General features: G+C 55.4%; 19 protein-coding genes. 6 read left to right on the top strand and 13 right to left on the bottom strand.

The genetic code is table 11. The annotated features are described in order from the left end of the window. Positions 1–20 precede the first annotated feature (20 nt). The 7 genes from ACZF99_RS09755 to ACZF99_RS09725 form a co-directional block, all read right to left on the bottom strand. Positions 21–929, bottom strand: a complete 909-nt coding sequence (locus ACZF99_RS09755) for an ABC transporter permease (protein WP_483611242.1) — start codon at positions 927–929, stop codon at positions 21–23. Between the two features lie 299 nt (positions 930–1,228). Beyond that, a complete protein-coding gene (locus tag ACZF99_RS09750; RefSeq protein WP_483611240.1) occupies positions 1,229–2,974 on the bottom strand; it encodes a class I mannose-6-phosphate isomerase in 1,746 nt (581 codons plus the stop codon). A gap of 21 nt (positions 2,975–2,995) precedes the next feature. After that, on the bottom strand, positions 2,996–5,458 hold the full coding sequence (locus ACZF99_RS09745) for a glycoside hydrolase family 38 N-terminal domain-containing protein (RefSeq protein WP_483611238.1): 2,463 nt from the start codon (positions 5,456–5,458) through the stop codon (positions 2,996–2,998). Between the two features lie 23 nt (positions 5,459–5,481). Then, entirely contained in the window at positions 5,482–6,300 is an 819-nt protein-coding gene (locus ACZF99_RS09740) for a carbohydrate ABC transporter permease (protein ID WP_483611236.1), read from the bottom strand. 27 nt (positions 6,301–6,327) lie between these two features. Further along, entirely contained in the window at positions 6,328–7,200 is an 873-nt protein-coding gene (locus ACZF99_RS09735) for a carbohydrate ABC transporter permease (RefSeq protein WP_483611234.1), read from the bottom strand. Positions 7,201–7,214: 14 nt separating this feature from the next. Further along, the gene (locus tag ACZF99_RS09730) at positions 7,215–8,501 is read right to left on the bottom strand and encodes an ABC transporter substrate-binding protein (protein WP_483611233.1); all 1,287 of its coding nucleotides are present in this window, start codon (positions 8,499–8,501) and stop codon (positions 7,215–7,217) included. 95 nt (positions 8,502–8,596) lie between these two features. Next, positions 8,597–9,565 (bottom strand): ROK family protein, encoded by a 969-nt coding sequence (locus ACZF99_RS09725; RefSeq protein ID WP_483612635.1) that lies wholly within the window; start codon positions 9,563–9,565, stop codon positions 8,597–8,599. Between the two features lie 323 nt (positions 9,566–9,888). On the opposite strand from ACZF99_RS09725, the gene ACZF99_RS09720 reads away from it, so the two are divergent. Continuing rightward, positions 9,889–11,064: an ROK family protein gene (locus ACZF99_RS09720; protein ID WP_483611231.1), complete on the top strand. Its 1,176-nt coding sequence runs from the start codon at positions 9,889–9,891 to the stop codon at positions 11,062–11,064. 114 nt (positions 11,065–11,178) lie between these two features. Here the strand turns inward: ACZF99_RS09720 and ACZF99_RS09715 are convergent, their stop codons facing one another. Then, complete coding sequence (locus ACZF99_RS09715) at positions 11,179–13,770, bottom strand: adenosylcobalamin-dependent ribonucleoside-diphosphate reductase (RefSeq protein ID WP_483611229.1); 2,592 nt, start codon at positions 13,768–13,770, stop codon at positions 11,179–11,181. A 653-nt stretch (positions 13,771–14,423) separates the two neighbouring features. Here ACZF99_RS09715 and ACZF99_RS09710 point away from each other — a divergent pair. The 3 genes from ACZF99_RS09710 (at position 14,424) to ACZF99_RS09700 (ending at position 18,415) form a co-directional block, all read left to right on the top strand. Beyond that, a complete protein-coding gene (locus ACZF99_RS09710; RefSeq protein WP_483611227.1) occupies positions 14,424–16,199 on the top strand; it encodes a DEAD/DEAH box helicase in 1,776 nt (591 codons plus the stop codon). Positions 16,200–16,208: 9 nt separating this feature from the next. Then, a complete protein-coding gene (locus ACZF99_RS09705; RefSeq protein WP_483611226.1) occupies positions 16,209–17,174 on the top strand; it encodes a YqhG family protein in 966 nt (321 codons plus the stop codon). A gap of 161 nt (positions 17,175–17,335) precedes the next feature. Beyond that, on the top strand, positions 17,336–18,415 hold the full coding sequence (locus tag ACZF99_RS09700; protein WP_483611225.1) for a hypothetical protein: 1,080 nt from the start codon (positions 17,336–17,338) through the stop codon (positions 18,413–18,415). A 69-nt stretch (positions 18,416–18,484) separates the two neighbouring features. On the opposite strand, the gene ACZF99_RS09695 is transcribed toward ACZF99_RS09700, so the two are convergent. Continuing rightward, the gene (locus ACZF99_RS09695) at positions 18,485–19,459 is read right to left on the bottom strand and encodes a DMT family transporter (RefSeq protein ID WP_483611223.1); all 975 of its coding nucleotides are present in this window, start codon (positions 19,457–19,459) and stop codon (positions 18,485–18,487) included. 127 nt (positions 19,460–19,586) lie between these two features. On the opposite strand from ACZF99_RS09695, the gene ACZF99_RS09690 reads away from it, so the two are divergent. Next, on the top strand, positions 19,587–21,005 hold the full coding sequence (locus tag ACZF99_RS09690; RefSeq protein ID WP_483612633.1) for an aminotransferase-like domain-containing protein: 1,419 nt from the start codon (positions 19,587–19,589) through the stop codon (positions 21,003–21,005). A 254-nt stretch (positions 21,006–21,259) separates the two neighbouring features. Here the strand turns inward: ACZF99_RS09690 and ACZF99_RS09685 are convergent, their stop codons facing one another. After that, positions 21,260–21,490, bottom strand: coding sequence for a YqzE family protein (locus ACZF99_RS09685; RefSeq protein ID WP_483611221.1), 231 nt, complete (start codon positions 21,488–21,490; stop codon positions 21,260–21,262). 169 nt (positions 21,491–21,659) lie between these two features. Between ACZF99_RS09685 and ACZF99_RS09680 the strand changes: the two genes are divergently transcribed. Continuing rightward, positions 21,660–22,361: an N-acetylmuramoyl-L-alanine amidase family protein gene (locus tag ACZF99_RS09680; protein ID WP_483611219.1), complete on the top strand. Its 702-nt coding sequence runs from the start codon at positions 21,660–21,662 to the stop codon at positions 22,359–22,361. Positions 22,362–22,406: 45 nt separating this feature from the next. Here ACZF99_RS09680 and ACZF99_RS09675 read toward each other — a convergent pair whose 3' ends face one another. The 3 genes from ACZF99_RS09675 to ACZF99_RS09665 all read right to left on the bottom strand — a co-directional run bounded on the left by ACZF99_RS09675 (position 22,407) and on the right by ACZF99_RS09665 (position 25,757). After that, positions 22,407–22,931, bottom strand: a complete 525-nt coding sequence (locus ACZF99_RS09675) for a putative ABC transporter permease (RefSeq protein ID WP_483611217.1) — start codon at positions 22,929–22,931, stop codon at positions 22,407–22,409. A gap of 102 nt (positions 22,932–23,033) precedes the next feature. Beyond that, complete coding sequence (locus tag ACZF99_RS09670; RefSeq protein ID WP_483611215.1) at positions 23,034–23,993, bottom strand: LacI family DNA-binding transcriptional regulator; 960 nt, start codon at positions 23,991–23,993, stop codon at positions 23,034–23,036. Positions 23,994–24,197: 204 nt separating this feature from the next. Beyond that, positions 24,198–25,757, bottom strand: coding sequence for a histidine kinase N-terminal 7TM domain-containing diguanylate cyclase (locus ACZF99_RS09665; RefSeq protein WP_483611214.1), 1,560 nt, complete (start codon positions 25,755–25,757; stop codon positions 24,198–24,200). Positions 25,758–25,850 lie beyond the last annotated feature (93 nt).

The following is a 25,850-nucleotide window of genomic DNA, read 5'->3' as shown; positions in this document are numbered from 1 at the left end:
TCATGCTCCTTGTTGACCTGTTACCATAGTGATACGTCGCTCACGCGCCTTGAAATATGATTTACGGCCACAATAAGAAGCAACGAGATTGCCGATTTGAATAAGCCGATGGCCGTGGAATAGGCTAATTGCCCTTGTTGGAGTCCGGTTTTTAGCACATACGTGTCCAAGATCTCCGAAACGCTTAGGGTTGCCGGGGTTTGCATCAGCCAAATTTGGTCAAAGCCCGCGTTCAGGATGCCGCTGAGGGAAAAGATCAGCAGGATGGCGATGGTTGGCGTTAGGCACGGCAGCGTAATTTTAAATAGCTTGCTCCACCTGCCGGCCCCGTCGATTTCCGCGGCTTCATACAAGTGCGGATCGATATTCGTCAACGCGGCCAAATAAATGATGGAACCCCAACCGACCCCTTTCCAAATGTCGGAAATGACGACCAAAGGATAAAATAATTCCGGCTTGCCCATAAAAAAGATCGGATCCAACCCCATTTGATAGCGAATGTCATTGATCAGCCCCACGTTCGGGGACAGGATTTTTTGAAGCAAGGTCACGACAACAACCCACGAAACGAAATGCGGCAAATAGGAAATCGTTTGAAACACCCTCTTGATTTTTTCGTGCATGACGGCATTGAGCATTAAGGCAAGGATTAACGGAGCCGGAAATCCGAAAATCAGTTTCAGGGCACTGATGGACAATGTATTGCGAAGCACATCGTAAAAACTGGAATCGTTTAAAAACTGTTCGAAATATTTAAAGCCGGCCCACGGACTCCCCAATATGCCCAAATTGTATTTGAAATCTTTGAAGGCGATTAAAATGCCATACATCGGATAGTAAGCGAACACCAAAAACCAAAGGATAGCCGGAAGCAAAAACAAATAGATATGCCTGAAATGCCAAATTTTACTCCATCTATTGGGCCCCATCCCCCGATCACCTCCTGGATCTTCGTCGGATCGCTTGTATAGAACGGTCCATCCATAAAACCGGCAGCCTCGCGACTCCCCCCCTCTCTTGCAAGCGGTTTCATATATAATAATAAATATTCTATATAAATGAATATATTCAATATGCTATAGGAAAAATTCCTGAAATGATGCTGCAACAAGTGATCATCCTCAATCCATAATGAGTATGTTTAATATGCACATTTATAAATCCAACATAAAAAAGAGGGCGTCCCAAAAGCAAGCTTGGGAACACCCTCTTTTCAGGCATAACAAACTTAACGCACCGATGCAACGATAATCCGAACCGTCTCCCCTTCCGAAATTCCCGAAGGCCGGACCGAGTAAGTGTCCACCGCTGCCGGGACAACGGCTGTTTCGGCATAGTGCACGTCGAAAGGAGAAAATGCGTCGGTTTTGCTGTAAATCGTAATCTGCCCTCCTTCCACAAGGTTCAGCATCTGTACGCTGCCCTTGCAGGCCAACTCTACCGGCGTCGAAAAGGTGTAGCGGATCGTCTCGATGAACTGCCGGGAATGCAGGCCGGTTCGCTCCACTTTACGATGTTCCGATTCTTCCAGCACCTCCACTTGATGAATGAGATTCTCCTTGACCCAAGGCGTGTCCCAATCCCATTGGATATTGTTTAGCCCGTGCTCCAGATGGGTGGGGCGAGGGAGACCGTCCAAGCCCATGCGGCCCCAATCCCAAAGCTTGAAAGTAAAGATATAAGGGGTCGCGCTAATCTCCAGCACCATGGTATCCTTGCCCGAACAGTGGACGGTGCCTGCAGGAATCAGCACATGATCATGCTTGTTGACCGGGATTTTGTTGACATACTCCTCTGCCGGGAAAGGCGCCTCCCCGCTGTTCGCACGGTACAGATCGCTCGCCATGCGTTTGCTGTCCACATTTTCTTTGAGTCCCAGATAAACGTAAGCCTCTCCGTTTTCGGCCGCGTCCAAGATATAATAGCTCTCGTCTTGGGTGTAGTGCATACCGAAGGTCTGTTGGATATATTCCGTCAGCGGATGGACCTGGAGAGACAAATTCCCGCCCCCCATCGTGTCCAGCAAATCGAACCGGATCGGGAATTCCGCCCCGAACCGGGCGTGAACCCGCTCGCCCAGCAAATGACGGGGGCGGAACAGCACCAGGTCCATCGCCGGAATCTCCAAAGTAACCTGCCCGAAACGCAGCAACAGGCTGTTCTCTTCCGGTACGCCGTCAAAACTCCAGGCATAGTTCGGCGGTCCTTCGGGCAACCCGAAGTTCTCCTTCATCCACTGTCCGCCCCATACCCCCGGATCAAAATAAGGCTTCAGACGGAACGGCCGCGAAGCCGCCGCCTTGAGAGCGGAGCGAAAGGCGTTCCCGGACACCATGTTTGGACGGCCCGGCGAGGTGGTTTCGATCAGATAATCCAGGCTCCCCAGCAGCTCGGTTTTATGCCGGTCCGCCATGCGCCACTCTACAAAGAACCCGCGTTTGTATTTTTCCAGGATAGGCGCATCGGGATTGTCGGCCAGCCAGTTCGGCATTCCCCGGCGATAGCGCTGTTGGATTTCCCAACGGGGCAAATCGAGGTAGACCAGCATATCCCCTTTGGTCACGAGCGACGCGCCTGTTCCATAGAGAAATATCGGACCATCGGATCGTTCGATTTCTGTCCGCAACGCATCGAGGGAGGCCGGGTCAAAGCAACTTTCCAACCTGCCATAAAACATGACGCCGAATACCGGGTCTTGCGGCAGGCTGGGGGCAAGCCTCTGCTCCAATTGCGGCGGCGGCAACAAGCAGGTTTCACAGTCCAACATCCGCGCCGGAGACAGAAGCGCCAACTCCTTAGCGACTTCCTCCTTGTCCGTTCCCGGATACAAATCAAAAACAAACACCCGATATTTATCGATATGTTGCCTCAACTCTTTCCGAATGGCTCCCCATCCCGAAAAGGCATGGTTATCCCAGCCCTGGATGTCCAGTACCGGCTCCAAGTCGTAGTTATGGTATTTCCCGTATTTCATCTCTAAAGTGCTCCTCATTAGTTAAATATAGAATGCGAGCAATCCCTCGTTATAAGCCTCGCAAAGGCGCATTGCCGCTTCGGTTGTCTGCTGCTCCCGGGCGGACAGCGTAAAAGCGAATTCATAGAAGCCGCCCAAGTCTACCTTGAAGTTGGTCTCCCAGAAGTTGTTCATGGCCCAGGCGAAGGTTTCCCCTCGGTTCAGTTCCCAATTGTCGCCGTCGCAAAGCCGGATCGGTTTAGCTTCAAGGGAGCCAAGCGTAATCAAAGGCGTGTCTTTGACAGCGACCACGACCTGCCGTTTACCGGCTTCCATCACCAGTCCGTTTTGGATCAGATAGAATTCCATATTGCTTCCCGGCAGTTGATCGATTCCCGGGCGAAAGAGGCAACCGGTTTTGTCCACATACTTTACCTCCTCGTCGCCCGCGGTGAACGGCAGCGACACATAAAGGTTTTCCGGCTCCCACACGCTATCCTTGTGGACGCGCACCATGGCCTCGATTTTATTGATTTCCCGGTACAGCTTGAGGAACACTTTGTAGAACCGTGTGCCCTCCAGGCTGTAGTCGAGCTGCAGAGAAACAAACAAGGGCCCGCTCTCGACAATCTGGATATCGGTCAGGCGAGATTCATACCGTCTGGTTGCCGGGGACTTGCGGTTGCGTCCCATTCGCCGACGCTCCTCCGTCGGGGTGGTACGGATATCGGTAACCTCGTAAATTCCGGTAAAAGGGGCGTAAGCGGCATCCTGCCGAACTAGATTCTTCCCGCTTGTACGGTCTATGATCGAGGTAATCCCCCGTTTTTGATCAAACTCCACCCGGTAGTGCGCGGTCTCCACGCAGGCAACATCTTCCCGCGGCACACCGGGCTGCAGTACATCGGCGATCCCCTCCGCGCCAATATGCGCATGGCTCCGGGAGGTTTGATTATTGTACCGGCCAGTCGCGCGCACCCCGACGTTGCGTTCCTCTTTGGGCCCCAGGTTGAGCGGGATTTCGATCTCGTAAGCGCGGGCGATTCTCTTTGCCTGATGTTGGATGACCTCACCGGTCGCCAAATCAAACACTTCGATCGGAACATCAAGGCTATAGTTCAACCCGCCGACATACTCCCAAAACTCAATATAGATTTTGGCGGTCGTCTCTACCGGAATGTCGTGTGGATTTAGGATCCGAAAGTTCTGCGGCCGGTCTTGCCGGATGGCAACCTCTCCTTTTTTCGCTAAAATCCGGTCCAAGTTGTCCGCCGCTTCGGTATTGCCATTGATGGCGTAGGCTGATTTTTTTTGCTCCAGCTCCCCGACCAAGGTTTCCCAAGGTTCCGATACGGAGGAGGAATAACCCCAGGTATGCTCGCTGTAGAGGATCAGATTTTCCGCCGCTTTCCGCATCAAGTCGGCATCGCCAAGGGCGGAATCCGGATCCAGCTTCTTGCAGAGATGGTACTTTCGCTGCCCTTCCCGATACACCTTAACTACCGCCGGGGTGGATCCGACACCATCCGCCCACCAATCGTTCCAATCCCCCCGGTAAACCGGAATGTCCTTCCACGCCGCTTCCAGATGGTCAAAAAACTGGTCCAGCGTGGCCATGTGTACTTCCAGCGTTCCGGCGTACTTCCGGTTCAGCCAAGCGACCCGATCGGCAATCTTTGCGTTTGGCGGGGCATTGTCGGTAATCGCGCCCGAAATCATGAAGGGCACAAAATCGCCAGGGTACCCCTCCTCCTCCAGATTCTGCAGATAGCGCTCCAACCGTTCATCGAGGATGGCCAACTCGACTTGCTCCGTATCCTCGGGGCTGGTGGTCATAAGCTGGCTTCCTCTGAGCTTCTTGCCCACTTCATCGTGAATCATATAGGTGGAAGCCGCATGAGGCGAGAAACAAAGCTCGTTACCAAAGTGGTAATGCTCACCGTTCCATACCAGCACCTTCTTTCCGGATGGTCCCTGCCAGTAAAAGGGGGTCTGTTTTTGGTTTAGGGGGAACATTCCGTGATGGGGATGCAGGCAGGAAAACAGGCGCTCCACGCCGCACTCCCGCAGCACATCGGCATACCCCCAGGCAAACCCGTTGATATCGGCGCTCATCCCGCTACGGATCGGATAACCAATCCGCTCGCCATACGCCTTGGCTTGAATTGTACAATCGTATAGAACCTCCCGGCTGACAAGCTCGGTTAAATTCAAATAATTGCCCGATAGTCCAATCCGCCCTGCCCGTACATATTTTTCAAAGTCCGTAATATCCTCCGCAGATGCATGGTCATAAAAGTTTTTGACCTGCCAGTGATTTTCACATTGCCAAACAAAGCCTTTGCGATCCTCATCTCCGGTGCGATCCGCCTCCCGCAGAATATCCACCGCCTGCTTTATAAAATCGCTATGATAATGGATTATTTTGTCCTGCCGCTCGGTGTAGCCGATATCGGTGTGTGAATGGTGAATGAGAAATACCTTCCATTTTTTCGACAGCTTCATAAAATCAACTCCGTTCATTAAAATTATTTGCTCTGATAAGCATACCCGGCTTCAAAGTGTTTGTTCAGCAGGAAAAAGAGCAGCAATGTGGGAATGGAGGCCACCACGCAGGCCATAAGAATCACCGGCACATTCGCTTTGTCCATAAGGGTAATCGCAGCCATTACCGGACGGATTTCCCGGGATTTGGTGAAGGTCAGCCCAAACATAAGCTCATTCCACACCCAGTTGAACTGGGTCAGGAACACAACGGACAGCGGGGCGATCGACATCGGGACAAAGATGTGCCCCAAAATTTGCAGGCTGTTGCAGCCGTCGATCCTTGCCGATTCGCAGATTTCCTTGGATATGCCGAGATAATAATTTCGCAGGACAAACATACAGAAAGGCACGCAGATGGCGGTATAGAACAAAATCATCCCCAATTGGGTATCGTACAGGTTCGTGGCCGTCAATCCCTTGTAAACCGGAATCAAATAAACCTGGAACGGGAAGATGGTCCCGCTGTAGATAAATAAGAACCAGAGCATGGGCCGTTTGATCTTGAGATGGGCGATGGCATAAGCTGCCAGGGTAGCGATGATGACTGCCGCCCCGGCCGAGGCCGTGGCATACAGCAAGCTGTTGAGCATTCCCTTGACGATGCCGAAGGGGCCGGCGAGTGCCTTTACATTTTCGACAAGACTTATTCCCTGCGGCAGATCCCAAAAGTTACTCAGGTTATATTCCTGCTTTTTCTTTAACGTCCCGAAAATAGCGAAGACCGCCGGGAAAATCCATAGAATAGACAGAATAATCAGCACCGCATTGATGGCGATTCTTCCGTTGCTTACTTTTTTCATATTGAGGGCTCTCCTTTCGCGCTTCGCTCAGGCCGTCCGGTCGGTGTCTCCGAAAGTGTTGCGGATATTGAAATAGGAGACGATCAGGATGATCATCGTAAGTACCACAGCCACTGCCGCCCCCACACCAAACTTGCCGTGGATAAAGGACTCCTGGTACATCGTCAACGCCAAGGTTTCGGAAGTTCGGTAAGGACCGCCCTTCGTCATGACCCAGATCGAGTCGAACACCTTAAAACTGTTCACAAGCGACATCAGCAACACAACCACCGTGGTGGGCTTGAGAAGCGGTAAAATCACCTTGTTGTAAAGCTGGATCGTCCGCGCACCTTCAATCTTGGCCGCCTCAATGGGGGAATCGGGAATGGTGGTTAGCCCGGTGATGAAAAGAATGGTGTTCAAGCCTACGCCTTGCCATGTTCCCATCAAAATCATAATAAATGTATTTACATAAGGGATGGCCAGCCAATCCCGAACCAACCCCTCAAATCCCAGCAGGCCAAACAATTGGGGAATGCCATATTTCGAAAGAATGGCCACCATGATAATGCCTCCGATGGTGCCTGACAGCGCCGTAGGATAATAAAAAATATTTTTAAACCCGCCGACCCAAAAGCTGTTCGTAATCAAAATGGCCAGCAGCAGCGGCAGCGCCAATGTGAACAAAAGGGAAAACACGACCCAGATGACGGTGTTCATGAATGATATTTTGAAGTTTGCGTCCTGAAACAGATGACGGTAGTTTTCCATTCCCACAAACCGCATGGCGGAAAATCCGTCGTATTCAAAGAAGCTGAGACGCAGGGTATACACAATGGACGTGACAAAGAAGACGGAAACCAGCAAAACCGCCGGCAGCAGATACAGATAGTTCGTCCAAACGAAGTTGCTCTTCTTCAAAGGAACCCCTCCATTCAGCCGAATACTTCGTCCGCCTTGGCCTGTATGTTATTCAGTACAGCGTCGATATCCGCACCGCTATACATAAAGCGAGAGAGTTCATCAAGGGCCGTATTGCGCAAATCCTCGGGCGTATTTTCATAAAAGCGAAGCATGAGCTGGTAATGGGCGGAATCACCGGTCATCTCCAAAATGCGCTGAATAGCCTGGTTTTCCACGGATATCGCACTTGTGTTGGCAATGCCGTGGTCGTTGACCATCACCGTTTGGGTTTCGGGTTTGTAGAAGCTGCGCAGAGCGGCAAGAGCCTGCTCCTTGGAGGCGCTGGCCTCGGTGACGACAATCGGCGAGGCTTCGAAGAAGATCGTCCCCTTCCCCCCGTTCATGCTGGGCAGAACAAAGGCATCGATATTCGTTCCGGGCTCCATGCCGTAATCGCTCTGTAAACCGGTGACGGTAGGGCTGTCCTCCAACATCATGGCCACGACGCCCGTAGCAAACTCTTTGTGGAGGTCGCTGTAGACAATCGGTTCCCCAAAATAGCCTTTATCGAACATCTCTCTCCAGATCGCCATCACTTTCTTCACCGCATCGTCGGTGTAGGGTTTGGTGCCATCGCAGAGATCCAAATACAACTGGGGATCATAGGCGGCAATCAACTGCTGGAACCAGATGAAGCTGGCCCATGAGTCGTTTTTCAAGCCGATGGGGGTGACGCCGCTGGCCTTAATCTTCTCGCAAGCCTCCAGAAACTCGTCGAATGTGGTGGGAACCGCCACGCCGGCAGCCTCAAATACTTTCACGTTATAAAGCACGGACGCATAGCGGAGACTGTAAGGAGCGGCGTAGACCTTTCCGTCCACCGTGAAAGCCTCCTTGACGTCAGCGGCAACACCGTCGGCGATGTAGTGGTCCCATTCCGCAGACAGATCCGCCAGCTTGCCGTTCTTGGCCAAAGTTTCCAATTGGGGGCCGCTCCACCAGGTAAACAGACCCGGAGCGCCGGGGTCGTCGATCGTTTGCTGGATGGAGGTCTGATAGGCCGCGACATCAGGGTAATTGGTGAACACGACCTCGATCCCCGAATCCTTCTGCCAGGCTTCGGACAAGCGAGCCGCCTTTTCCGCATCGCCCAGTTTATCCAGCCAAAACTCCACTTTTCCGCTGGTCTGGGTCGGTGTATTCTCCGTTTTCGCCGAATTTCCGGGGTTTCCGGAGGGGTTCCCTCCACCGCATGCCGCAAGGATACCCGCCATAAGGGAAACGGCAAAAAATAGAGTCAGCATTTTTTTACCAGACATCGAATCATCCTCCTCAAAGTTTTGTGAGCCCAAGCCTCCTGAAATAACTTCGAACAAAACTTGCTTCGGAAGCATGGGTTTAGTTTCGATCAGCGTTAGATTCCTTGCTTCACAGCCGCTGCCTGATACCCTTTCAGATAAGCTGCGCCAATGATTCCGGCATCATTGTTCAGTTTGGCGATCGCCATTTGCGGCAGCGGAACCTGCTTGCAGTACACGCCCTTTTTTACATTGGCCATGATGGGCTTTAACAGATCGTCGCCCTCGCTGCTGATTCCACCGCCAATCACAATCATCTGGGGCTGAAAAACATTAATGAGGTCGATAATCCCCTCTGCCACAAAATAGTAGTATTTGTCCAGCAGTTTTAAGGCCGTCGCATCGTTTTGCCGGGCGGCAGCAAAAATGTTCTTTCCGTTGAATTGGCCGGAGCGCCTCTTCACCTCGGCCAGAAGGGAATCCGGAAACTGCTCCGCCATCTCCTCAGCCATACGAACCAGCGCAGTGATGGAAGCGTAGGACTCCCAGCATCCTTTCCGCCCACAAGTGCAGGGCACCCCCCCGGACACGATCACCATATGTCCGATTGCGTTTGCCGCCGAGTTAAATCCGCTATGAATCCGTCCGCCAAGGATAATCCCCCCGCCAACGCCGGTGCCGAGCGTAACCGTAACCGACGAATTTGTCCCTTGAGACGCTCCGCAGAGATATTCTCCCAATGCCGCGCAATTGGCGTCGTTATCAACGTAGATTTCCTTAGGCACATCTTTCTGCAGCGTTTTTACTAGCGGCACATTCTCCCAGGCAATATTGTTGGAGTAAATCACCTCACCCTTTTGCTGATTCAATATTCCCGGGCAACCAAGGCCAACCGCTTCAACCTCATCGAGCCGGCATCCGGCTTCATCAAGAACGGAATAAATCGAATCCGCGACATCGCGCAGCACCTCCGTATATGGACGTCCCCCCCTTGTATCAAAGCTTACTTTTGAACGAATGGCCTTATCCTCTCCTACCAGCGCACACGATACCTTCGTGCCGCCAATATCCACTCCTATCCGCATAGCAAAATCCATCACTCCATTCGTATCCCCATATGATCCGAAACAGCATAGAAGCTGCGATTCCCTACGGGAATAACAAATAGTAAATATCTCTTACTAATTGGATTATAAAACCGCTTACAATCAGATGTCAATACAATAATCGTATATAATCATAATTAATAATCTATATTTACGATTGATGTTTATAAACGGGATAAATGCTATTATACTATTGGGAGGTCCGCAGTTTTACCAACCATGCGGCAATGTGATATAATACGAGTTATATACTTTCGAGATGTGACCGGACAAATATTATGAATTCATATGGAGATGGCATCATGCGGGGCGTAAATCATCAGAATATGATCGAAACCAATAAGTTTCTTATCTTAAAGACCATTGCCACATGCGGCCCAATATCCAGAATCGAGCTGAGCAAACAAACCCAACTGAGCAAAATGACCATCACATCGCTGATTGCCGATTTTTTGCAGGAGGGTATCGTACGCGAATGCGGCACTACCGCATCAACCTCCGGACGACGCCCGACTTTATTGGAAGTGGTCCCCGACAGTTTGCTGACCCTGGGCATTAGCGTAGGGCGGGACTTTTTGCAGGTTGGAATCATCAACCTGACCGGTGCCATCGTTCTTCATAACCAGGTTCCGATCGGGCAATTTACCACCGAGGACAGCTTTATAAGCGGCTTGCTGGCCATGTGCGAAATCATTCTGCAAAATGTCCCCCTCCAGAAAGTCTGGGGCATCGGCATTGCCAGTATCGGCCCGATCAATATGGCGGAAGGTGTGATCATCGATCCGCCTGATTTTAACATCGACATGATCCGCATTGTTCCCCGGCTTAAGGAGCGTTGGAATCTTCCCGTTTATATCGAAAACGACATGGCCGTATCTGCACTGGCAGAGATGTATTACGGAGGCGGGAAGCCGTATAACAATTTTGTGTATGTGGGTGTAACAGCCGGGATCGGCGGGGGAGTTATCCTCAATCAACGCTTGTACACCGGCACGAATGGGCTGGCTTCGATTATCGGTCATATGATTGTGCTCACCGACGGGGAGTTATGCGCATGCGGACAGCGCGGTTGCTTGGAGGCTATGAGCAGTGTACGGGCAACCCTTAACTGGGCTCATAAGAACGGCGCGCCGCACGATATGGACTGGATGCAGCTGCTGATAAAGGCAGAAGCCGGCGATGCGACCTGCTCCGCCGCGTTGGAGCGGATGAACCGCTATCTTGTGAGCGGCTTGATCAACATTGTAAACCTATATGATCCGGAGTGTATTTTTATCGGAGGCGACCTGTGGTTTGCAAAAGACCAGCTGTTTCAGCATTTTGAGCAGGAGGTCAACACCCGCATGATCGCCGCGGGCAACCGCCGTAAAGTCCAGATTGCACGTTCAAAGTTCCCTGGAAACGCGTTTTTCATCGGCACCGCCGCCCTCGTCATGGAAAACAACCTCGAGTACCGCAGAGATCATGGAAACGGATGAGATAGCGGCCTTGAACGTAGCCGCGATAGGCCAAAACAAGCAAAAGATCGCCTTTATCCTGGCCAAGAAGCCGAGATAAGGCGATCTTTTTATTTTATCTTATTGGTAACTTCCTTACGAGCACTTGCTGTATCCGCAGTTGCTGCAAGTCTTGCAGCCCTCGATATTGATCAGCGAGGCGGAGCCGCAGGACGGGCAGAGGTCGCGGGATGTGGCCGGTGCGCTGCCGTGGTTGTGGCCGCCGTGCGAGCCGTCAACAGTGCCAGGATCATGCGCAACTTCGTCATGATGCGCGATCGTTGCGGCCACCGGCGCCGGGTCGTGGTCGCCGTACGGGCCGTTTTGCACGTGCGTCTCCAACGCTTTGGCGACGGCGTCGGCGATCGATTCGACGCGGTTCGGACCGAAGCCGATCGCCCCCGTGCCGCCGATGCCCTTGAGATGCTTGATCAGCAGCTCGACCTTCTCGCCGTGGTCGCCGTAACGCAAGAACAACGAGCAGACGCGGCCAAGCGCTTCCGCCATCGCGAATACGTCGGAACCGGCTTTGCCGACGTTCAGGAAGATTTCGCCCGGGATGCCGTTCAAATCATTGATCGTGATATACGCCATCCCAAACGGCGTGTTAATTTTATAAGTTGCTCCATGCAGCACTTGCGGGCGTCTCTTGTATTGTTCGCCTGTTTTCGGGCTGCTGGCTTGAACCGGAGCGCTTGCCGGCTGTTCCGTGACGGCCGGAGTCGTTGGAGCTGCCGCTTCCTCTTTCTTCTCTTCCTTCTTCTCCGTTTGCAGAACCTGCACGTCGCGGCTGCCGTCGCGGTAGATCGTTACGCCTTTGCAGCCCAAATCGAAGGCCAGCTCGTACAAGCGTTTCGTTTCTTCCACGGTGAAGTCGGCCGGGCAGTTGGCCGTCTTGGAAATCGAGCTGTCGACCCAACGCTGGATCGCCGCTTGCACGCGGATATGGTCTTCCGCCGACAAATCCATCGCCGTCACGAAGTAATCCGGCAGCGTTTCGCCCGGATGCGCGTCCATCCACGCTTGCGCGATCGGTACGAACTGCTCGTCGAAGCCGAGACGGCTTTGACGGTAATATTTGAAGGCGAAATACGGTTCGATCCCGGTCGAGGTACCGACCATCGTTCCGGTGCTGCCGGTCGGCGCTTGGGTGATGATCGTGACGTTGCGGACGCCTTTCGTGCGAACCGCTTCGCCTACTTCCGGATACACTTCCGTCATTACTTTCATAAAGCCGCTTTGCAAATATTTGTCCGCTTCGAAGGCCGGGAACGAACCTTTCTCTTCCGCGATGTCCGCGGACGCGAGGTAGGCTTCCTTGGCGATGAAGCCATATAATTTATCGAGGAATTCCAGCGATTCCGGGCTGCCGTAACGGATGTTCAGCTTGATCATCAGCTCGGCCAGACCCATCGTCCCGAGGCCGACGCGGCGCTCTTTCTTCTGGTTCTTCTCGTTTTCTTCAAAATGATAAGGCGTTTTGTTGATGACGTTATCCAGGAAACGGACCGAATAACGCGTCGTTGTCGCAAGATCGTCCCAAGCGACGTCGTGGTTCTCTTCGTCGTAGAACTTGGACAGGTTCATCGCCGACAGGTTGCAGACGCCCCAGCCCGGCAAGCCTTGCTCGCCGCACGGATTCGTACAGATAATCGGGTTAAAATACCAGCTGTTGGACATTTGGTTGTAGTATTCCATGAACACCACGCCCGGCTCGGCGGATTTCCAGGCCGATTCGATGATCGTGTGCCAGATCTCGCGCGCCTTCACGGTTCGGTAATGGATGACTTTGCGCCCATCCGCTTTCCACTTATCGAGGTCGCCGTCCCACACTTCGTTGTAGTCCTCGTAAGTCGTGTCCGGGAACACCAGCTCCCAATCGAGATCTTTCTTGACGGCTTCCATAAAGCCGTTGCTCACGCAGACCGACAGGTTGGCGTTCGTCACCTGGCCCATTGTTTGCTTGACGGTGATGAAATCGAGCACGTCCGGATGCCAGTCGTTGATCATCAGCATCAGCGCGCCGCGGCGGCTGCCGCCCTGCTCGATCAAGCCGGTGGTGTAGCTGAACAAGCCGCCCCAGGATACGGCACCGCTCGAAGAGCCGTTTACGCCTTTCACGACCGCACGGCGCGGACGCAGGGAGCTCAGGTTGATGCCTACGCCGCCGCCGCGGGCCATGATCTCGGTCATTTCCGACAGAGTTTCCATGATGCCGCCGCGGCTGTCTTTTGGCGACGGAATCACGTAGCAGTTGAATAAGGTCAGTTCGTCGCTGGCGCCGGCGCCCGCTGCGATCCGTCCGCCCGGGACCAGCTTCCAATCGTCCAGAATATAGCGGAACTTCTCTTCCCATTCCTGCTGCAGCTCCGGCGTTTCCTCGACGGAAGCCATCGCTTGGGCCAGGCGGTCCCACATTTCTTCAGGGGTTTTCTCGATATTGAGGGTCAGTTTCTCCACGTCGGATTCGACCAGCTCGCCCCGGCGAGTCTTCACCGTTACCTTGCGGCCTTCGCGGGCAACGACTTCCCCGACTTCCTTCGTCGGGAATTTCGGATCGTCCTTCGTCAGAACGAGGACGACGTCGCCGACTTTGGCATGGCTGGGGTCCGCGTCTTTCCAGGCGTACCGGTCCAAGAAGATTTTTTCGCTTAGCCCCTCAAGGCGCTGTTTCTGCACAGTTTTCAAAGAAAACACCCTCCTAAAAGTTTGGTTCAGAGATCCATCCATATATCGGTCATTCGCGCTGATTTCAAAAGCCGAAATTAGGCGAAAAAAACGAAAAAAGCGCTGTTTCAAACGAAAATACGCCCGCTTGAAAACCGCCGCGCACACGCTATAAACGGTATTATCATATGTATAAATCACAATATATTGTGTGCGAATACCATTATACTATACAATATCTCGTTGTCACAGGTGGACAGGTTGAAATTTTAGGCTTAATTCCGAATGCGGCTCGCCCAAACACCCGTTTGCTCCGATTCTCTCTATTTTTTGGACCTAAATCTATGAAACCGCCATGTAACCATTTCCAAATCAAGCGGGGTTTGGCTCTTGGATTATTGCGCGGCTGCTTTGAACGATTATCCCTTTCGATAAGGTGAAGCGGAAGGGAGCGAGTTAAAGTGGACCGAACTAACCACAGACCACAGGTCTCAAATCCCGGTCTTCAGATCACAGAATTCGCTCCTTCCCTGTGAACTGATTCAACGGGATAATGGTGCAAAATGCCCGGCAAAATAGGATTAGGCCAATGCTCCCCTCCTCTCAAAAGTTATGAACTCCTCCTTTTTCGTCCATACTACACCTACGACGCACCGAAAGGGAGGTTTTACATCATGAATCCTCATCCCCCCGGCCCTTCCAATCCGGCCGAACCGCCGGAATTGAATTCGCGGATCCCGATCGAATTTGACCGGAATTGGTTCAGCGAACTGGAAACGAGGCATGAAAAAGGCGGCCCCTGGGACGATTGGAAGCTGTTTAACCTTGCCCTTGAGGCTGAAACCGCTTCGCTCGTCACGAGCTTTGAGGAAATGCAGTGCTTGAAGCATCTGCAAAGCGTCACCCCGCTGCCGCACCAAACCGAAACGGCCCGCAAGGTCTTGTTCGAAATGCGCGGACGCGCCATTCTGGCCGACGAGGTCGGCCTCGGCAAAACGATCGAAGCCGGCTTGATTTTAAAGGAATATATCGTGCGCGGATTGGTGAAGAAGGCGTTGATTCTCGTGCCGGCTTCCCTGGTGCTGCAATGGGTCCGGGAGTTGAACCAGAAGTTCGGCATACCGGCCGTGGCTCAGAAAAAAGAGCATTCCTGGCACAACGACGTCGTTGTCGCTTCCATGGACACGGCCAAACGCGACCCGCATAAGAATATTTTGCTAAACAACGAATACGATCTGGTCATCGTCGATGAGGCCCATAAGCTGAAGAACAAGAAAACGACCAATTATCAGTTCATGCTGCAGCTAAGGAAAAAATATTGCCTCCTCCTGACCGCCACCCCGGTGCAAAACGACCTGGGCGAGCTGTTCAACCTGATCACGCTGCTCAAGCCGGGCCAACTGGGCGGGCAAAGCGAATTTGCCGCCAACTTCGTTGTCGACAAACGGCTGCCGAAGAACGAGGATCAGCTCAAGGACGAGCTGGCCAAGGTCATGATCCGCAACCGGCGCGGCGACGGCGAGCTGGAGTTCACGAAGCGGATCGTCCGCAACATCAACGTGGAATTATCCCAAGAAGAGAAGAATCTGTACGACGGAGTTACTTCCTTCATTAAAGATCAATATAACGCCGCCGCCGGCGACCTGAACAGCATGCTGTCGCTCGTCACCCTGCAGCGCGAGGTGTGCAGCAGCCGCGACGCCGTGTTCGTCACGCTGGTCAACCTGTCGAAGAAGCTGGCTCCCGACTCCCCGATCCGCGACCGGATTTGGGATCTCGTCGACCTGATCCGCCAGATCAAAGCCAACAGCAAAGCGGAAAAAGCGATGGAGCTGATCCGCGAAATGAACGATAAAGTGATCGTATTCACCGAATATCGGGCCACGCAGGAATACTTACTGAAATATTTCCGCGACCGCGGCATGACGGCGGTCCCGTACCGGGGCGGGATGAACCGGGGCAAAAAGGACTGGATGATGGACCTGTTCCGCGGCCGGGCCCAGGTGATGATCGCAACCGAAGCCGGCGGGGAGGGCATTAACCTGCAGTTTTGCCATCAGATGATTAACTTCGACCTGCCCTGGAACCCGATGCGGGTGGAGCAGCGGATCGGCCGCGTCCACCGTTTGGGACAAACGAATGACGTCAATATCTATAATCTGTCCACCAAAGGGACGATTGAAGAGCATATTGTCCATCTGCTGCATGAGAAGATCAATATGTTCGAGATGGTTATCGGCCATTTGGACGTGATTTTGGAACGGTTCGAGAAAGAGCATTCGCTGGAAAAAAGCCTTTACCAAATCATCCTCGAATCCGGCAGCGACGAAGAAATCGCCAGCCGCGTCGATTCGCTGGGGCGCGAGTTCCACACGATTAAATCCGAGCTGGATGCGGAAGCCGAAGCAAGCGAAGACGAAGGCGGCCTACAGCAATTGTTGGGAGGTTGATCCGCGGTTATGTCCATGACCCGGGAACAGATTCGCGATTATGTCATGACGTATTTGGAAGCAACCGAATGCCAGGTGCTCGAAAAATCCCACCACCACGTTACGGTCAAGCTCTCCCCCCGCGCGGACCGCGATTTGACGAACCGCCCTTATTATTGGGGGTTCATCGAACGGACCGGAGCGGAGCCGGAAACAATGTCGTTTTCGTTTATTTTTGACCCGGAGGCGCACCGAGCGGCCGAGGAGGCGAAAGCGGCCCGGGAACCGGCGGGCTCGGACCCGCAGCAGCAGATGGAAGCCGCCCGGGAAGACACGCTGCTCGGCCGCTACTTCGGAGCGGTAAGGCCTCTCCCGGTGCTTGGCCCCGGGCGGATTCAACGCGAGGAGCTGGCGTTCGGCAGCCCGCGGCTCAAACAGATTTTCGAAGCGGCGCGCAAGGGCGGCCGGTTCGTGTATCTGTTCGAGGAGCCGGGGCAGCGCCAGCGGATGGCTCTGCTGCCCGCCGCATATGAGCCGTGGCTGGGCGTTTGCTTCAAGGTGGAGTTCTGCTGCGATATGAAGCGCGAGGAGCTGCATTTTTACGGGGTATCCCTGCTGACGGGCGCGGTCGACGAGTCGTTTCAAACCCGGATTGCGGCGAAGCGGCTGGTCCCCCGACTGCCGGAAAACGTTCATATCGAACCAACCCAGCTGTCCCTTGACGCCGGGCGCACCGCCCTGGAACAGCGGCTCGCCGAACGGATCGCCGCTTATGACGACGCCTGGGCGCAGGAGGCCCGCGAACGGCTGAACGACGAACTGGCGCTGATCGACGCCTACTACAAGGAGCTCGTGAAGGATCCCGAACCGGAGCGGGCTCAGGGAGCAAGCGAGCAATACGAAGCGAGACGGGAGGAAATCCGCTGGCAATATGAGCCGAGAATTGTCGTATCCGCCTTGGGCTGCGGCATCTTTCATCTGCGTTCGCCGCGGTGACGGGAATCCGACCTTTTCTCGCTAAAAGACCGCAAAAATAGAAGCCGTTTGCCGCAAACCCAAGCGACAGGTTGCAACATCCTTTTTGCGCGGGCTTCGGTACAATGGACAAGCAGCCGAAACCGGGCTTATGCCCGACGAATTGCTAGGGAGGCGATCTCATGCCAACACCACGCAACCCCCAAACGAAACTGTCGATTACCTGCAAGATTCTCTTATGCGCAAGCATCTTATATAGCGCATCGGGCGCGGGTCTGCCGCTGGCGGGAGGCCCCGGCGGCTTAACCACCGCGGCGGCGGAAGCCGCAGGCGGGCGCACCGGGGCGGACGCGCTGGCGGCGCTCGGGACGCCGGCGGACGCGCCCGCGCCCGAAGCGCTGCGGCGCTTCGCCGCCGAGGCCGTCGGCAAGCTGGCCCAGGCCGAGCCGTTTACGGCCTGGGCCGGCGCCGCCACGGCCATCGAGCCGCTGGGGCCGGGCACGCACAGCTGGCTCGTGACCGTGGCGGCCGGCGTAAGCGGCAGCGGCGGCCTTGGCGGCGCAGCCGGGACGCCGCCGGGCGGGCCGGCCCCGCGCGGCTATCTCATCATCTCCGCCACGGAGAGCGGAGATTACAAGCTGGTCGAATACGGAATGGGCACCTATTCCGTATTCGATCCGTCGCTGCTCGAGGCCGCGCTCCGGCAGGGCGGCCTCGGCGCAGCCGCGGCGGGACGGGTGACCGCCGTCCCGCTCTACGCCGGCCCGGCATTGGCCGCGTGGATGGTTCGCCCGCCGGACGGCGGCGAGCCCCGGTTCGTCAATGCCGCCGACGGCGAATGGCTGCCCGAAACGACGGGCAGCTGGGACAAGCAGGCGGGCGGCTACGCGCCGCCGCGGCTGGCCGCAGGCAGCCGCGCCCCGTTATCGCCCGCCCCCATCGTCTATACGTCATCCCGCTTCGATCCCTACGACAACCTGTTATGGATGACGGCCAAACCGCTGGCGCTGAAGCCGGACGCCTTCATCGGCAAGCTGAAAACGAGCCGGCAGCTCGTCTACGCCGCTTCCGGAGCCGAACGCACTTATTCCTTTCCTCTGCCGGTTTACGGCTATCAAACCTGGAAGAACGGCAGCCCTTCGGCAGAACCGACCGAAGGTGCCGAAGCCGAGGCCGTGTACGCCGTCACCGGCACCGACACCTTCATCCGGCTGATCGCGCTGGACGCGCTGATGGACAGCGGCCAATTCGTTACCTTCTAGTTCCTTCATCCAAAGAGGCGAGCCCCCGGAAGTTCAGCTTCCAGGGGACTCGCCTTTGCTGCGTGAACGCTATCGGACCTTTGGGCTCACCGCCCCCGTGCCGCCCGCGGCCGCCTGATCGGTCGGACGCGCCGGCCTGCCGAGCAACCGGCGCAAGCTGTCCAGGTTGGTCAGCACCGTACCGGCAATGATCGTCACCCCGCCCAGCACCGCCAACCATCCGGCCTCCTCTCCGTAAAACCATACCCCGATCAAAAGCGCGATAAGCGGCGACACGTAAAGCCAAGTGGACGGGAACACCGGGTTGGTCTTCGCCACCAGCCAATAAAACAGGCTGTGTCCAACCATGGAACCCACGACGGTCAGATAAAGCAGCGAGCCCAATGCGGACGGATGCAGCATGTCCCCGGCCGCCCCCCGTTCGGTGAAGCTCGACAGGATCAGCAGCAGCAAGCCTCCGTAGATCATCTGCACGGCGTTAAGCGCGATCGGCGAAGCTTCGGGGTAACGCTCGGTGACCTGCTTGGAATACAGGGCCCCCGCCGCATAGAACACTTCGCCGATCAGGATCGCCGCGCAGCCGATCCCCCAGCGGCTGCCGACCTGCGGCGACACCAAGCTGGGCAGCACGAGCAATACGACGCCGGCCAAGCCGACGAAGATACCTGAAACCTCTCGTTTTGTCGGTTGTTGCCTCAACACCGCCATCTGCAGCAGCAGAATCATCAGCGGTCCCGTGGCCGATAACACGGCGGCGATGCCCGAAGCCACGTACTGCTCGGCCCAATACAGAAGCGCAAACGTCCCGAAGGTAAGCAGCGCCCCCGTCAGCAGCAGCTCCTTGCGCAGCAGCTCCTTGCGCAGCAGCAGCGCTAAGCGGGTCTTCTTCCTCCCCACCATCCACAGGAACAGGATCGCCCCCGCGGCGAAGAAGCGGATTCCCGCCGAGAAGAAAGGCGGCGCCGCATGATCCACCCCGATTTTTATCGCCAAAAACGTCGTACCGAACACAAGGCACACGATCAAATAATTAACTACGACCATCGTCATCTTCCCCTTTCGCCTGTTGATCTGTATCATACAAGAAAGAGGATAGAACAGTTTGAACATAACAGAACAGATGACCCGAGTTCTCGCGTAAAATGAATCTGTTATCCAACAAGGAATGGGGATGAAACGGATGGCCAAAACGGCGGAACCCGCCAACCTGTTGTACCGGCAAGTTTACCATTATCTCGCGGACCGAATCGAACGCGGCGAATGGAAAGCGCACGACAAGCTGCCTTCGGTCCGCGCGTTGGCCGGGGAGCTGCAGCTCCATCGATTAACGGTATTTCGGGCATACGGACTGCTCAAGGAACACGGCATCGTTTATGTCAAAGACAAATCCGGCTACTATGTTTCCGGGAGCCGCCCGGCAACGGACCGGCAAGGGGCCCGCCATCTGCACAATACGTTAAGCGAAATCCACCGCATCCCGGCCGTGTATTCGTTCTCTCAAGCGTTGATCGATCCGAACCTGCTGCCAAACCTGTTCCTGTCGGATCACGTGAAGCAGGTGTTCGATCGCCATCCCAAGCTGCTCGGCACTTACTCCTCCGTTCAGGGCGACGAAGAGCTGCGGGAACTCCTCAGCGCCGATTTGCAGCGAAAAAGCAAACTCCAGATCGCCTCCGACGAGCTGCTGATTACGACCGGCGGCCAGCAAGCGATCGACCTGTTGGCCGGCGTTTTTCTACGTCCCATGGATTACGTCCTGGTGGAACGCCCGACCTACAGCTCGGCGCTCGACTGCTTCCGTCAGCGTGGCGCTCGCCTCCTGCCCGTGGAGATTCGCAGGGACGGGTATGACCTCGATCTTGTCGAAGCCTGCATGAAGCGTCATAAACCGAGGCTGTTCTATATAAATCCGACATATCACAATCCGACGGGATATACGGTGCCGGCCGCCCAGCGCAAGCGGCTGGTCGAATTGGCGGAGCGCTACGGCTGCCTGATCGTTGAGGACGACGCGGTTCATGACGTTTATTTCGACGAACCGCCGCCCCCGCCGCTTTATTCGTACGATACGGAAGGCGTGGTTGTGTACCTTCGCAGCTTCAGCAAATATTTGGCGCCCGGGCTGCGCATTTGCGCCGTTGCCGCGCGGGCGGCAATCATGGCCCCGCTGCTGACCGCCAAATCGCTGGCCGACAACGGTACGCCGCTCGTGAACCAGAAGCTGTTCCAGCACTGCTTCGAGTCGGAGCGGCTGCAGCAGCACCTGAAGAAGCTCCGCACGGCGCTGCAAATTCGCCGGGACGTGATGGAACAAACGCTTGCCGGCACCGACTGGCAGTGGCACCGTCCGCAAGGCGGATTAAATTTGTGGGTCCGGCTCCCCGGCGGGCTTCCCGCCGATCGGCTGCTGACCGAAAGCATCCGCCGCGGAATAACGTTCGTCCCCGGAGCGATTTGCGATCCGCTGGGCGAAATGAACGATTGGCTTCGTCTCAGCTATTCGTTCGTGAACGAAACCGCGATCCGCGAAGGCCTTGGCCAATTGATCCGGTTGACGGAGGATTTGGCGGGGTTCAAATCGGCAACATGATGCGCCGCTGTTGCGCGGCGAAGCTTCTGCCTTTGATGTCACTCAGGCTGCCTTTGCACGATGATCCCTTTCATTCAGGGGGCCAGGGACCCGGAGTAGGGCAAGCTCCTCTCCAGTTCTCGGCGAATCTGATCAAAAGGGATAAAGCTGCAAAGCGTCCGGCCGGTGTGTGTTGATCCTAAAAAAACAGCCGCTCCCTCCCTTTCGGGATAGAAAGCGGCTGTCCACACGGATCCGGTCGCAGGCGCGGCCCGTTAACCCTCGCGAGAGGGGGGAGCCTGTTCCTTGCCGGGAGCTTCCTTCCTTTTCGGTTTGGGAAGCTGTCCGACCCACAGGGAGATGGAGAACGGGATCATCCCGAACCAGCGCCGGCTCCACGGTTCCTTGACCTTCGACCGCTCGCGGCGGATATCCCGCGGCGTCTCCACGTAATCTACGACCCGCTCGGTAATGTATCTGACCAATTCGTCGCCTTTGGTCGCCATTCGAGAACACTCCTTTCCGAATACGTCGTTCTTCGTTAGCTTTAGTTTGCGCCGATTCCCACCGCCTTAAACCCGGATGTCCCAAGCGGTTTTTCGTTTCCCGCAATGCATGATTTCTCCGCCGCAAGCTCACTCTATAGAAGGAATCTAAGCCTGAAAGGTGAGACAGATGGGTAAAATTACACGCGGCCTATTAGCCGCCATCATGATGATCCCCATTGCTCTGGGATTCGGAATCGCTCCGGCGGCGGCCGATGGAGGCAAGGATCTTCGGTACGCCTTCCCCGAACCGGTCATCCTGATCGATGCCGGTCACGGAGGAATTGACGGGGGGACATCGTATGAGCAGATTCTCGAAAAGGATATTAACCTTGAAATCGGGCGGCGGCTCTACGTTGTGCTGAGAAGCCACGGCTACCGCGCCATCCTCAATCGGACGGGGGATTATGCCTTAAGCGACGACAATCGCTGGCTTCAAAACCGTTCGCGCCATATTCGGGATCTGGCGCAGCGCAAGGAACTCAGCGAGCAATTGCCCGCCTCGATCGTCGTCAGCCTGCATGTCAACTGGGGGCGGAACAAATCGAAACGCGGGCCGCTCGTGCTCCATCAGAATGAAGGACGAAGCGCGGTGCTTGCCGCTTCCATTCAACAGTCGCTGGAGCGGCTTTACCGCCTGGACAATGCCCGAGTCCCCGAGCTTGGCAAGCCTTTTTATTTGCTCAATCACATCGATTGTCCAGCCGTGATCGTGGAAATGGGGTTCCTCAGCAACGCCGAAGACCGCGCCATTCTGACGAACGGGCGCGGTCAACAGAAAATCGCCGAGGCGCTGTATCGCGGCATCGCCGAATATTTTACGGTAATGTGAATCCCGGTCTCGGCTGAATGCCGGGACTGATTTGCTGAATGGCGGTCAAATCAGGCTTCCGCGAAATTCCCGCCGCCGCGTCAGGCACGTCCACAGCAGATCGGCCGCAAACAGCAGCAGCAGAGCCGGTCCGGCCACGGGCCACACCGAGGAGACCCCTTGATACGCCTGTTCCGCCAGCGGGTGCAACACCTTCAGCAGCAGGGCCGACAATATGCCCCAATACAACGAAAACCGCAGACAGATATGGCCGGCGAGCTGAAAACGGAGCCCCGAATAATCCCACCATCTCCGCCCGAACAGGGTCAGCAGCAAGTAGCCGCTGATCCCTTCGACAATCGTCGGGATGAGCAGGCATAACGCTGCGGCAATCCATGGCCGGGTCCCTGCACTTTCGCGGCACAACATCAGCAGAAGCAGCGGGGCCACGCCATACATCGGCTTAAACGGGCTTTTCAGAAACCCTTCCTTCCAGAACACTCCCTGCGCGAACCAACTGTATACATTTTCCAGTAGCCATCCGAACAGCGAATACAGCAGAAAATAAAACCCCAGTTCTTCCGCGGTCATCTCATACCAGCCTCCTTTCTGCTAGTATGACTGTCCCTGTCCGGAAACATGCGCCAAGGCCCCGTTTCATCCTCCTGTGGCAGAGTCGTCACCGCTTGTGCGTTAAACCGTCGAGCGTTCGATCAAGTGTAGCGGAATTTCCATATGGGTTGGCTCTCCGGCCAGAATTTGGCGGAACAGCCTGCGTCCGATCTCCGCGAGCGGGATTTCAAACGTCGTAATCTTCAGCATTTTCGCGATGGGCTGGTTGTCAAAGCCTACGATGGCCAGCTTGTCCGGTACGTCAATGCCGCGTTCCGAGCAATAGGCCAATATGCCGGCGGCCACCTGATCGCTGGTCACCAACAGTGCGGTCGGCGGATTCTCCATTCGCAGGATTCGTTCCATGATCCACTCTCCGTCTTCCATCAGAGCGCATTCGTAGAAGACGTAATCGGGCTGGTAAGCCTGCTGCCTGCCGGCAAGGAAATCCCGATAGGCTGCGGTTCGTCTCAAGCTGTTGGGACTGGATCTGCGGGCCAGGCAATATCCGATCTTCCGATGCCCTTTGTCCCACAAATAGGTTAACGCCCGGGTAAATCTGCCGTGATGGTCGAAGAAAATGGACGAAACGTTCCGGCCCCGGCCATCCTCCAGCACCGTTATCGGCCCGTACTTCGCATATTCCTCGACGATCTCCCACTCGCAGGACCTTGATCCGATGATCAGCCCGTCGATTTGCTTCAACTTCAGCATCATCAACGCATCCAACTCCCGCTCGACCTCGTAATCGGTCTGGATGAACACCAGCTTGTAGTTGTCCTTCATCGCTTCCTCCGCGATCCCGTCCACCAGCATCCCGTAGTAAGGACGGCGGATGGAGGGAACGACCACGCCGATCAGATTCGTTTTGCCCCGGCTCAAATGGACGGCGTTGATATTCCGCTCGTAGTTGGCCGCCTCCATGGCTCGTTTGACCGCTTCCCGTTTCTCCGGGCTGACGTAAGGGTGATCGTTAATGACTCGGGAAACGGTAGATACCGACACTCCCGCCAGTTTGGCTATCTCCTTGATATTGGCCATGTCTCGGTCTCCTTTCTCAAAATTTCCGCAGTATGACTCCATGATTATCACTTTATCGCAAACGGCGCAAAAGCAAAAGATAGGGTTGACCTGAAATGCGTTTCATCCTTTACAGTGGCGGCCGAACTGTTCGACTTAAGCTGCCGTTGGGCTTCGTTCATCCTGAATGTAGTACCGGCCGCTGATCATACACATTAGGCCGATCTACTCCTTCGCGGCGGCGGCCAGATTGACCGCATTGCGGCCATTCCGCTTGGAATCGTAAAGGGCGGCGTCCGCATCCCGCAGCAGCGATTCCAGCGTATCTCCGGCCCCGAGCGAAGGGGCGACGCCAAAGCTGGCCGTGATGCCGATCGAATCGGTCCCGGCCGGAAGCGGCTCGGCGCTCAAGGCCGCACGCAGCCGTTCGGCCCATTCGACCGCTTCCCCGATCGCGGCGTCCGGCAAGGCTATCGCGAATTCTTCCCCGCCGTAGCGGGCGAACAACGCCCCCGGCGGCAGAATGCGGCGGCATACCTCGGTAACGTGCACGAGCGCCTGGTCCCCCGTCTCATGCCCGTATTTATCGTTAATCCGCTTGAAATAATCGATATCAAACAAAATGACGGCGAACGGCTTCCCAGCCGCCATCGCTCCTTCCAGCATTTCCTTGCCTTGGCCGAGAAACCGTCTCCGGTTCGGAACCCCCGTCAAGCCGTCCTGGAAAGCCAAATTTTGAAGCTGGTCCTGCAGCCGCTTCTGCTCCGTGATGTCGATCAGCAGCAGCAACGTCCCTAATGCGTCGCCGTCTTTGCTAATTACGGGCGAAGAGCGGATCAGACAGGTAAGCGGACCGGCGGCGGTTTTCCAGTGCAGCTCCTCCTCCATGCCGTCGACGGAATCGACGAAGGGGAACGTCTCTCCCGTCAGCTCCGGCCACGCTTCGAACAGCGTTTTGCCGATCGTCCGGTGGCTTACCCTCGGCAGCAGCCCGGACAGCGCCCGGTTATAATCGACGATGCGGTGCGCGCCGTCAAGGACGATAACCCCTTCCCGCATGCTTTCGAACAGACTTTCCTTGGCGATCGGCACGATCGTCAGCATCCGCGTGGAGACGATCGCCCAGATGTACATGGCGGAAGTGAGGCACAGCACCATCGGCACGGGGTCCATTCCCCACGGCGTTACGCCCATCAAATAAAGGAAGGCGGCCAGCATCGGGATCACTTGCGAAACGATTAATGTCGCGTGTTGGAGACGGTACATTTTTTTCGTATGCCGCCAGCGGCGCAGCAGCACTACCAAACTCCCGAGTAAGCAGCCGAAGGTATAAGCGCCGTGAACGATATACCATTCCCCGATATCAATGTCGACCAGCGGAACCGGAGAGGATTCCCGGATATAGATGTCTTTGTAAAAAAGATGGTGCGCATCGTTTGTGGCGACCAGAAACAACGTCATTGCGGGAATGACGAACATCGCCGCAACCATCTTGCGCGAAACGTTTTTGCCCAGGTAGCGGAAAACGAGCAGCAAGCTTAACACCGCGGCGGAAGGCATGCCGATGTATTCCACGACGATCCATCGCTTGATCTCTGCCAACGAGTCGCTGGACAGCTCGAACGCGAAGCCGAAGATGTAAATGGCCAAGGCGGCGTTATAAATCAGGAAGGTTCGCACATACGGGATGCTTGTCCGATGAACAAAGGCGTAAATGCCCAAGAATAAATTCAACACGCCTGAGGTAGCGACGAGCGTAATATATACGTTGATTTCCGATCCCATCAAATTGGTTCTCCATGTCCTTTGCATAATCTCAAATTTTGCTAACTTTGATTTTACAGGAAGTTTTGCCGGATAGAAATCTTTTTTAAGGCG

The organism is Paenibacillus sp. JL3B1040 (genome assembly GCF_057063165.1).
The sequence above is the reverse complement of the archived record's forward strand: the minus strand, read 5'-3'. Positions and strand labels throughout refer to the sequence as shown.

Bases quoted from the DNA above. Each gene is read 5' to 3' on its own strand.
- ACZF99_RS09755 (WP_483611242.1), bottom strand. From the start codon at position 929: ATGGGGCCCAATAGATGGAGTAAAATTTGGCATTTCAGGCATATCTAT.
- ACZF99_RS09750 (WP_483611240.1), bottom strand. From the start codon at position 2,974: ATGAAATACGGGAAATACCATAACTACGACTTGGAGCCGGTACTGGAC.
- ACZF99_RS09745 (WP_483611238.1), bottom strand. From the start codon at position 5,458: ATGAAGCTGTCGAAAAAATGGAAGGTATTTCTCATTCACCATTCACAC.
- ACZF99_RS09740 (WP_483611236.1), bottom strand. From the start codon at position 6,300: ATGAAAAAAGTAAGCAACGGAAGAATCGCCATCAATGCGGTGCTGATT.
- ACZF99_RS09730 (WP_483611233.1), bottom strand. From the start codon at position 8,501: ATGTCTGGTAAAAAAATGCTGACTCTATTTTTTGCCGTTTCCCTTATG.
- ACZF99_RS09725 (WP_483612635.1), bottom strand. From the start codon at position 9,565: ATGCGGATAGGAGTGGATATTGGCGGCACGAAGGTATCGTGTGCGCTG.
- ACZF99_RS09720 (WP_483611231.1), top strand. From the start codon at position 9,889: ATGCGGGGCGTAAATCATCAGAATATGATCGAAACCAATAAGTTTCTT.
- ACZF99_RS09710 (WP_483611227.1), top strand. From the start codon at position 14,424: ATGAATCCTCATCCCCCCGGCCCTTCCAATCCGGCCGAACCGCCGGAA.
- ACZF99_RS09705 (WP_483611226.1), top strand. From the start codon at position 16,209: ATGTCCATGACCCGGGAACAGATTCGCGATTATGTCATGACGTATTTG.
- ACZF99_RS09700 (WP_483611225.1), top strand. From the start codon at position 17,336: ATGCCAACACCACGCAACCCCCAAACGAAACTGTCGATTACCTGCAAG.
- ACZF99_RS09695 (WP_483611223.1), bottom strand. From the start codon at position 19,459: ATGGTCGTAGTTAATTATTTGATCGTGTGCCTTGTGTTCGGTACGACG.
- ACZF99_RS09690 (WP_483612633.1), top strand. From the start codon at position 19,587: ATGAAACGGATGGCCAAAACGGCGGAACCCGCCAACCTGTTGTACCGG.
- ACZF99_RS09685 (WP_483611221.1), bottom strand. From the start codon at position 21,490: ATGGCGACCAAAGGCGACGAATTGGTCAGATACATTACCGAGCGGGTC.
- ACZF99_RS09680 (WP_483611219.1), top strand. From the start codon at position 21,660: ATGGGTAAAATTACACGCGGCCTATTAGCCGCCATCATGATGATCCCC.
- ACZF99_RS09675 (WP_483611217.1), bottom strand. From the start codon at position 22,931: ATGACCGCGGAAGAACTGGGGTTTTATTTTCTGCTGTATTCGCTGTTC.
- ACZF99_RS09670 (WP_483611215.1), bottom strand. From the start codon at position 23,993: ATGGCCAATATCAAGGAGATAGCCAAACTGGCGGGAGTGTCGGTATCT.
- ACZF99_RS09665 (WP_483611214.1), bottom strand. From the start codon at position 25,757: ATGGGATCGGAAATCAACGTATATATTACGCTCGTCGCTACCTCAGGC.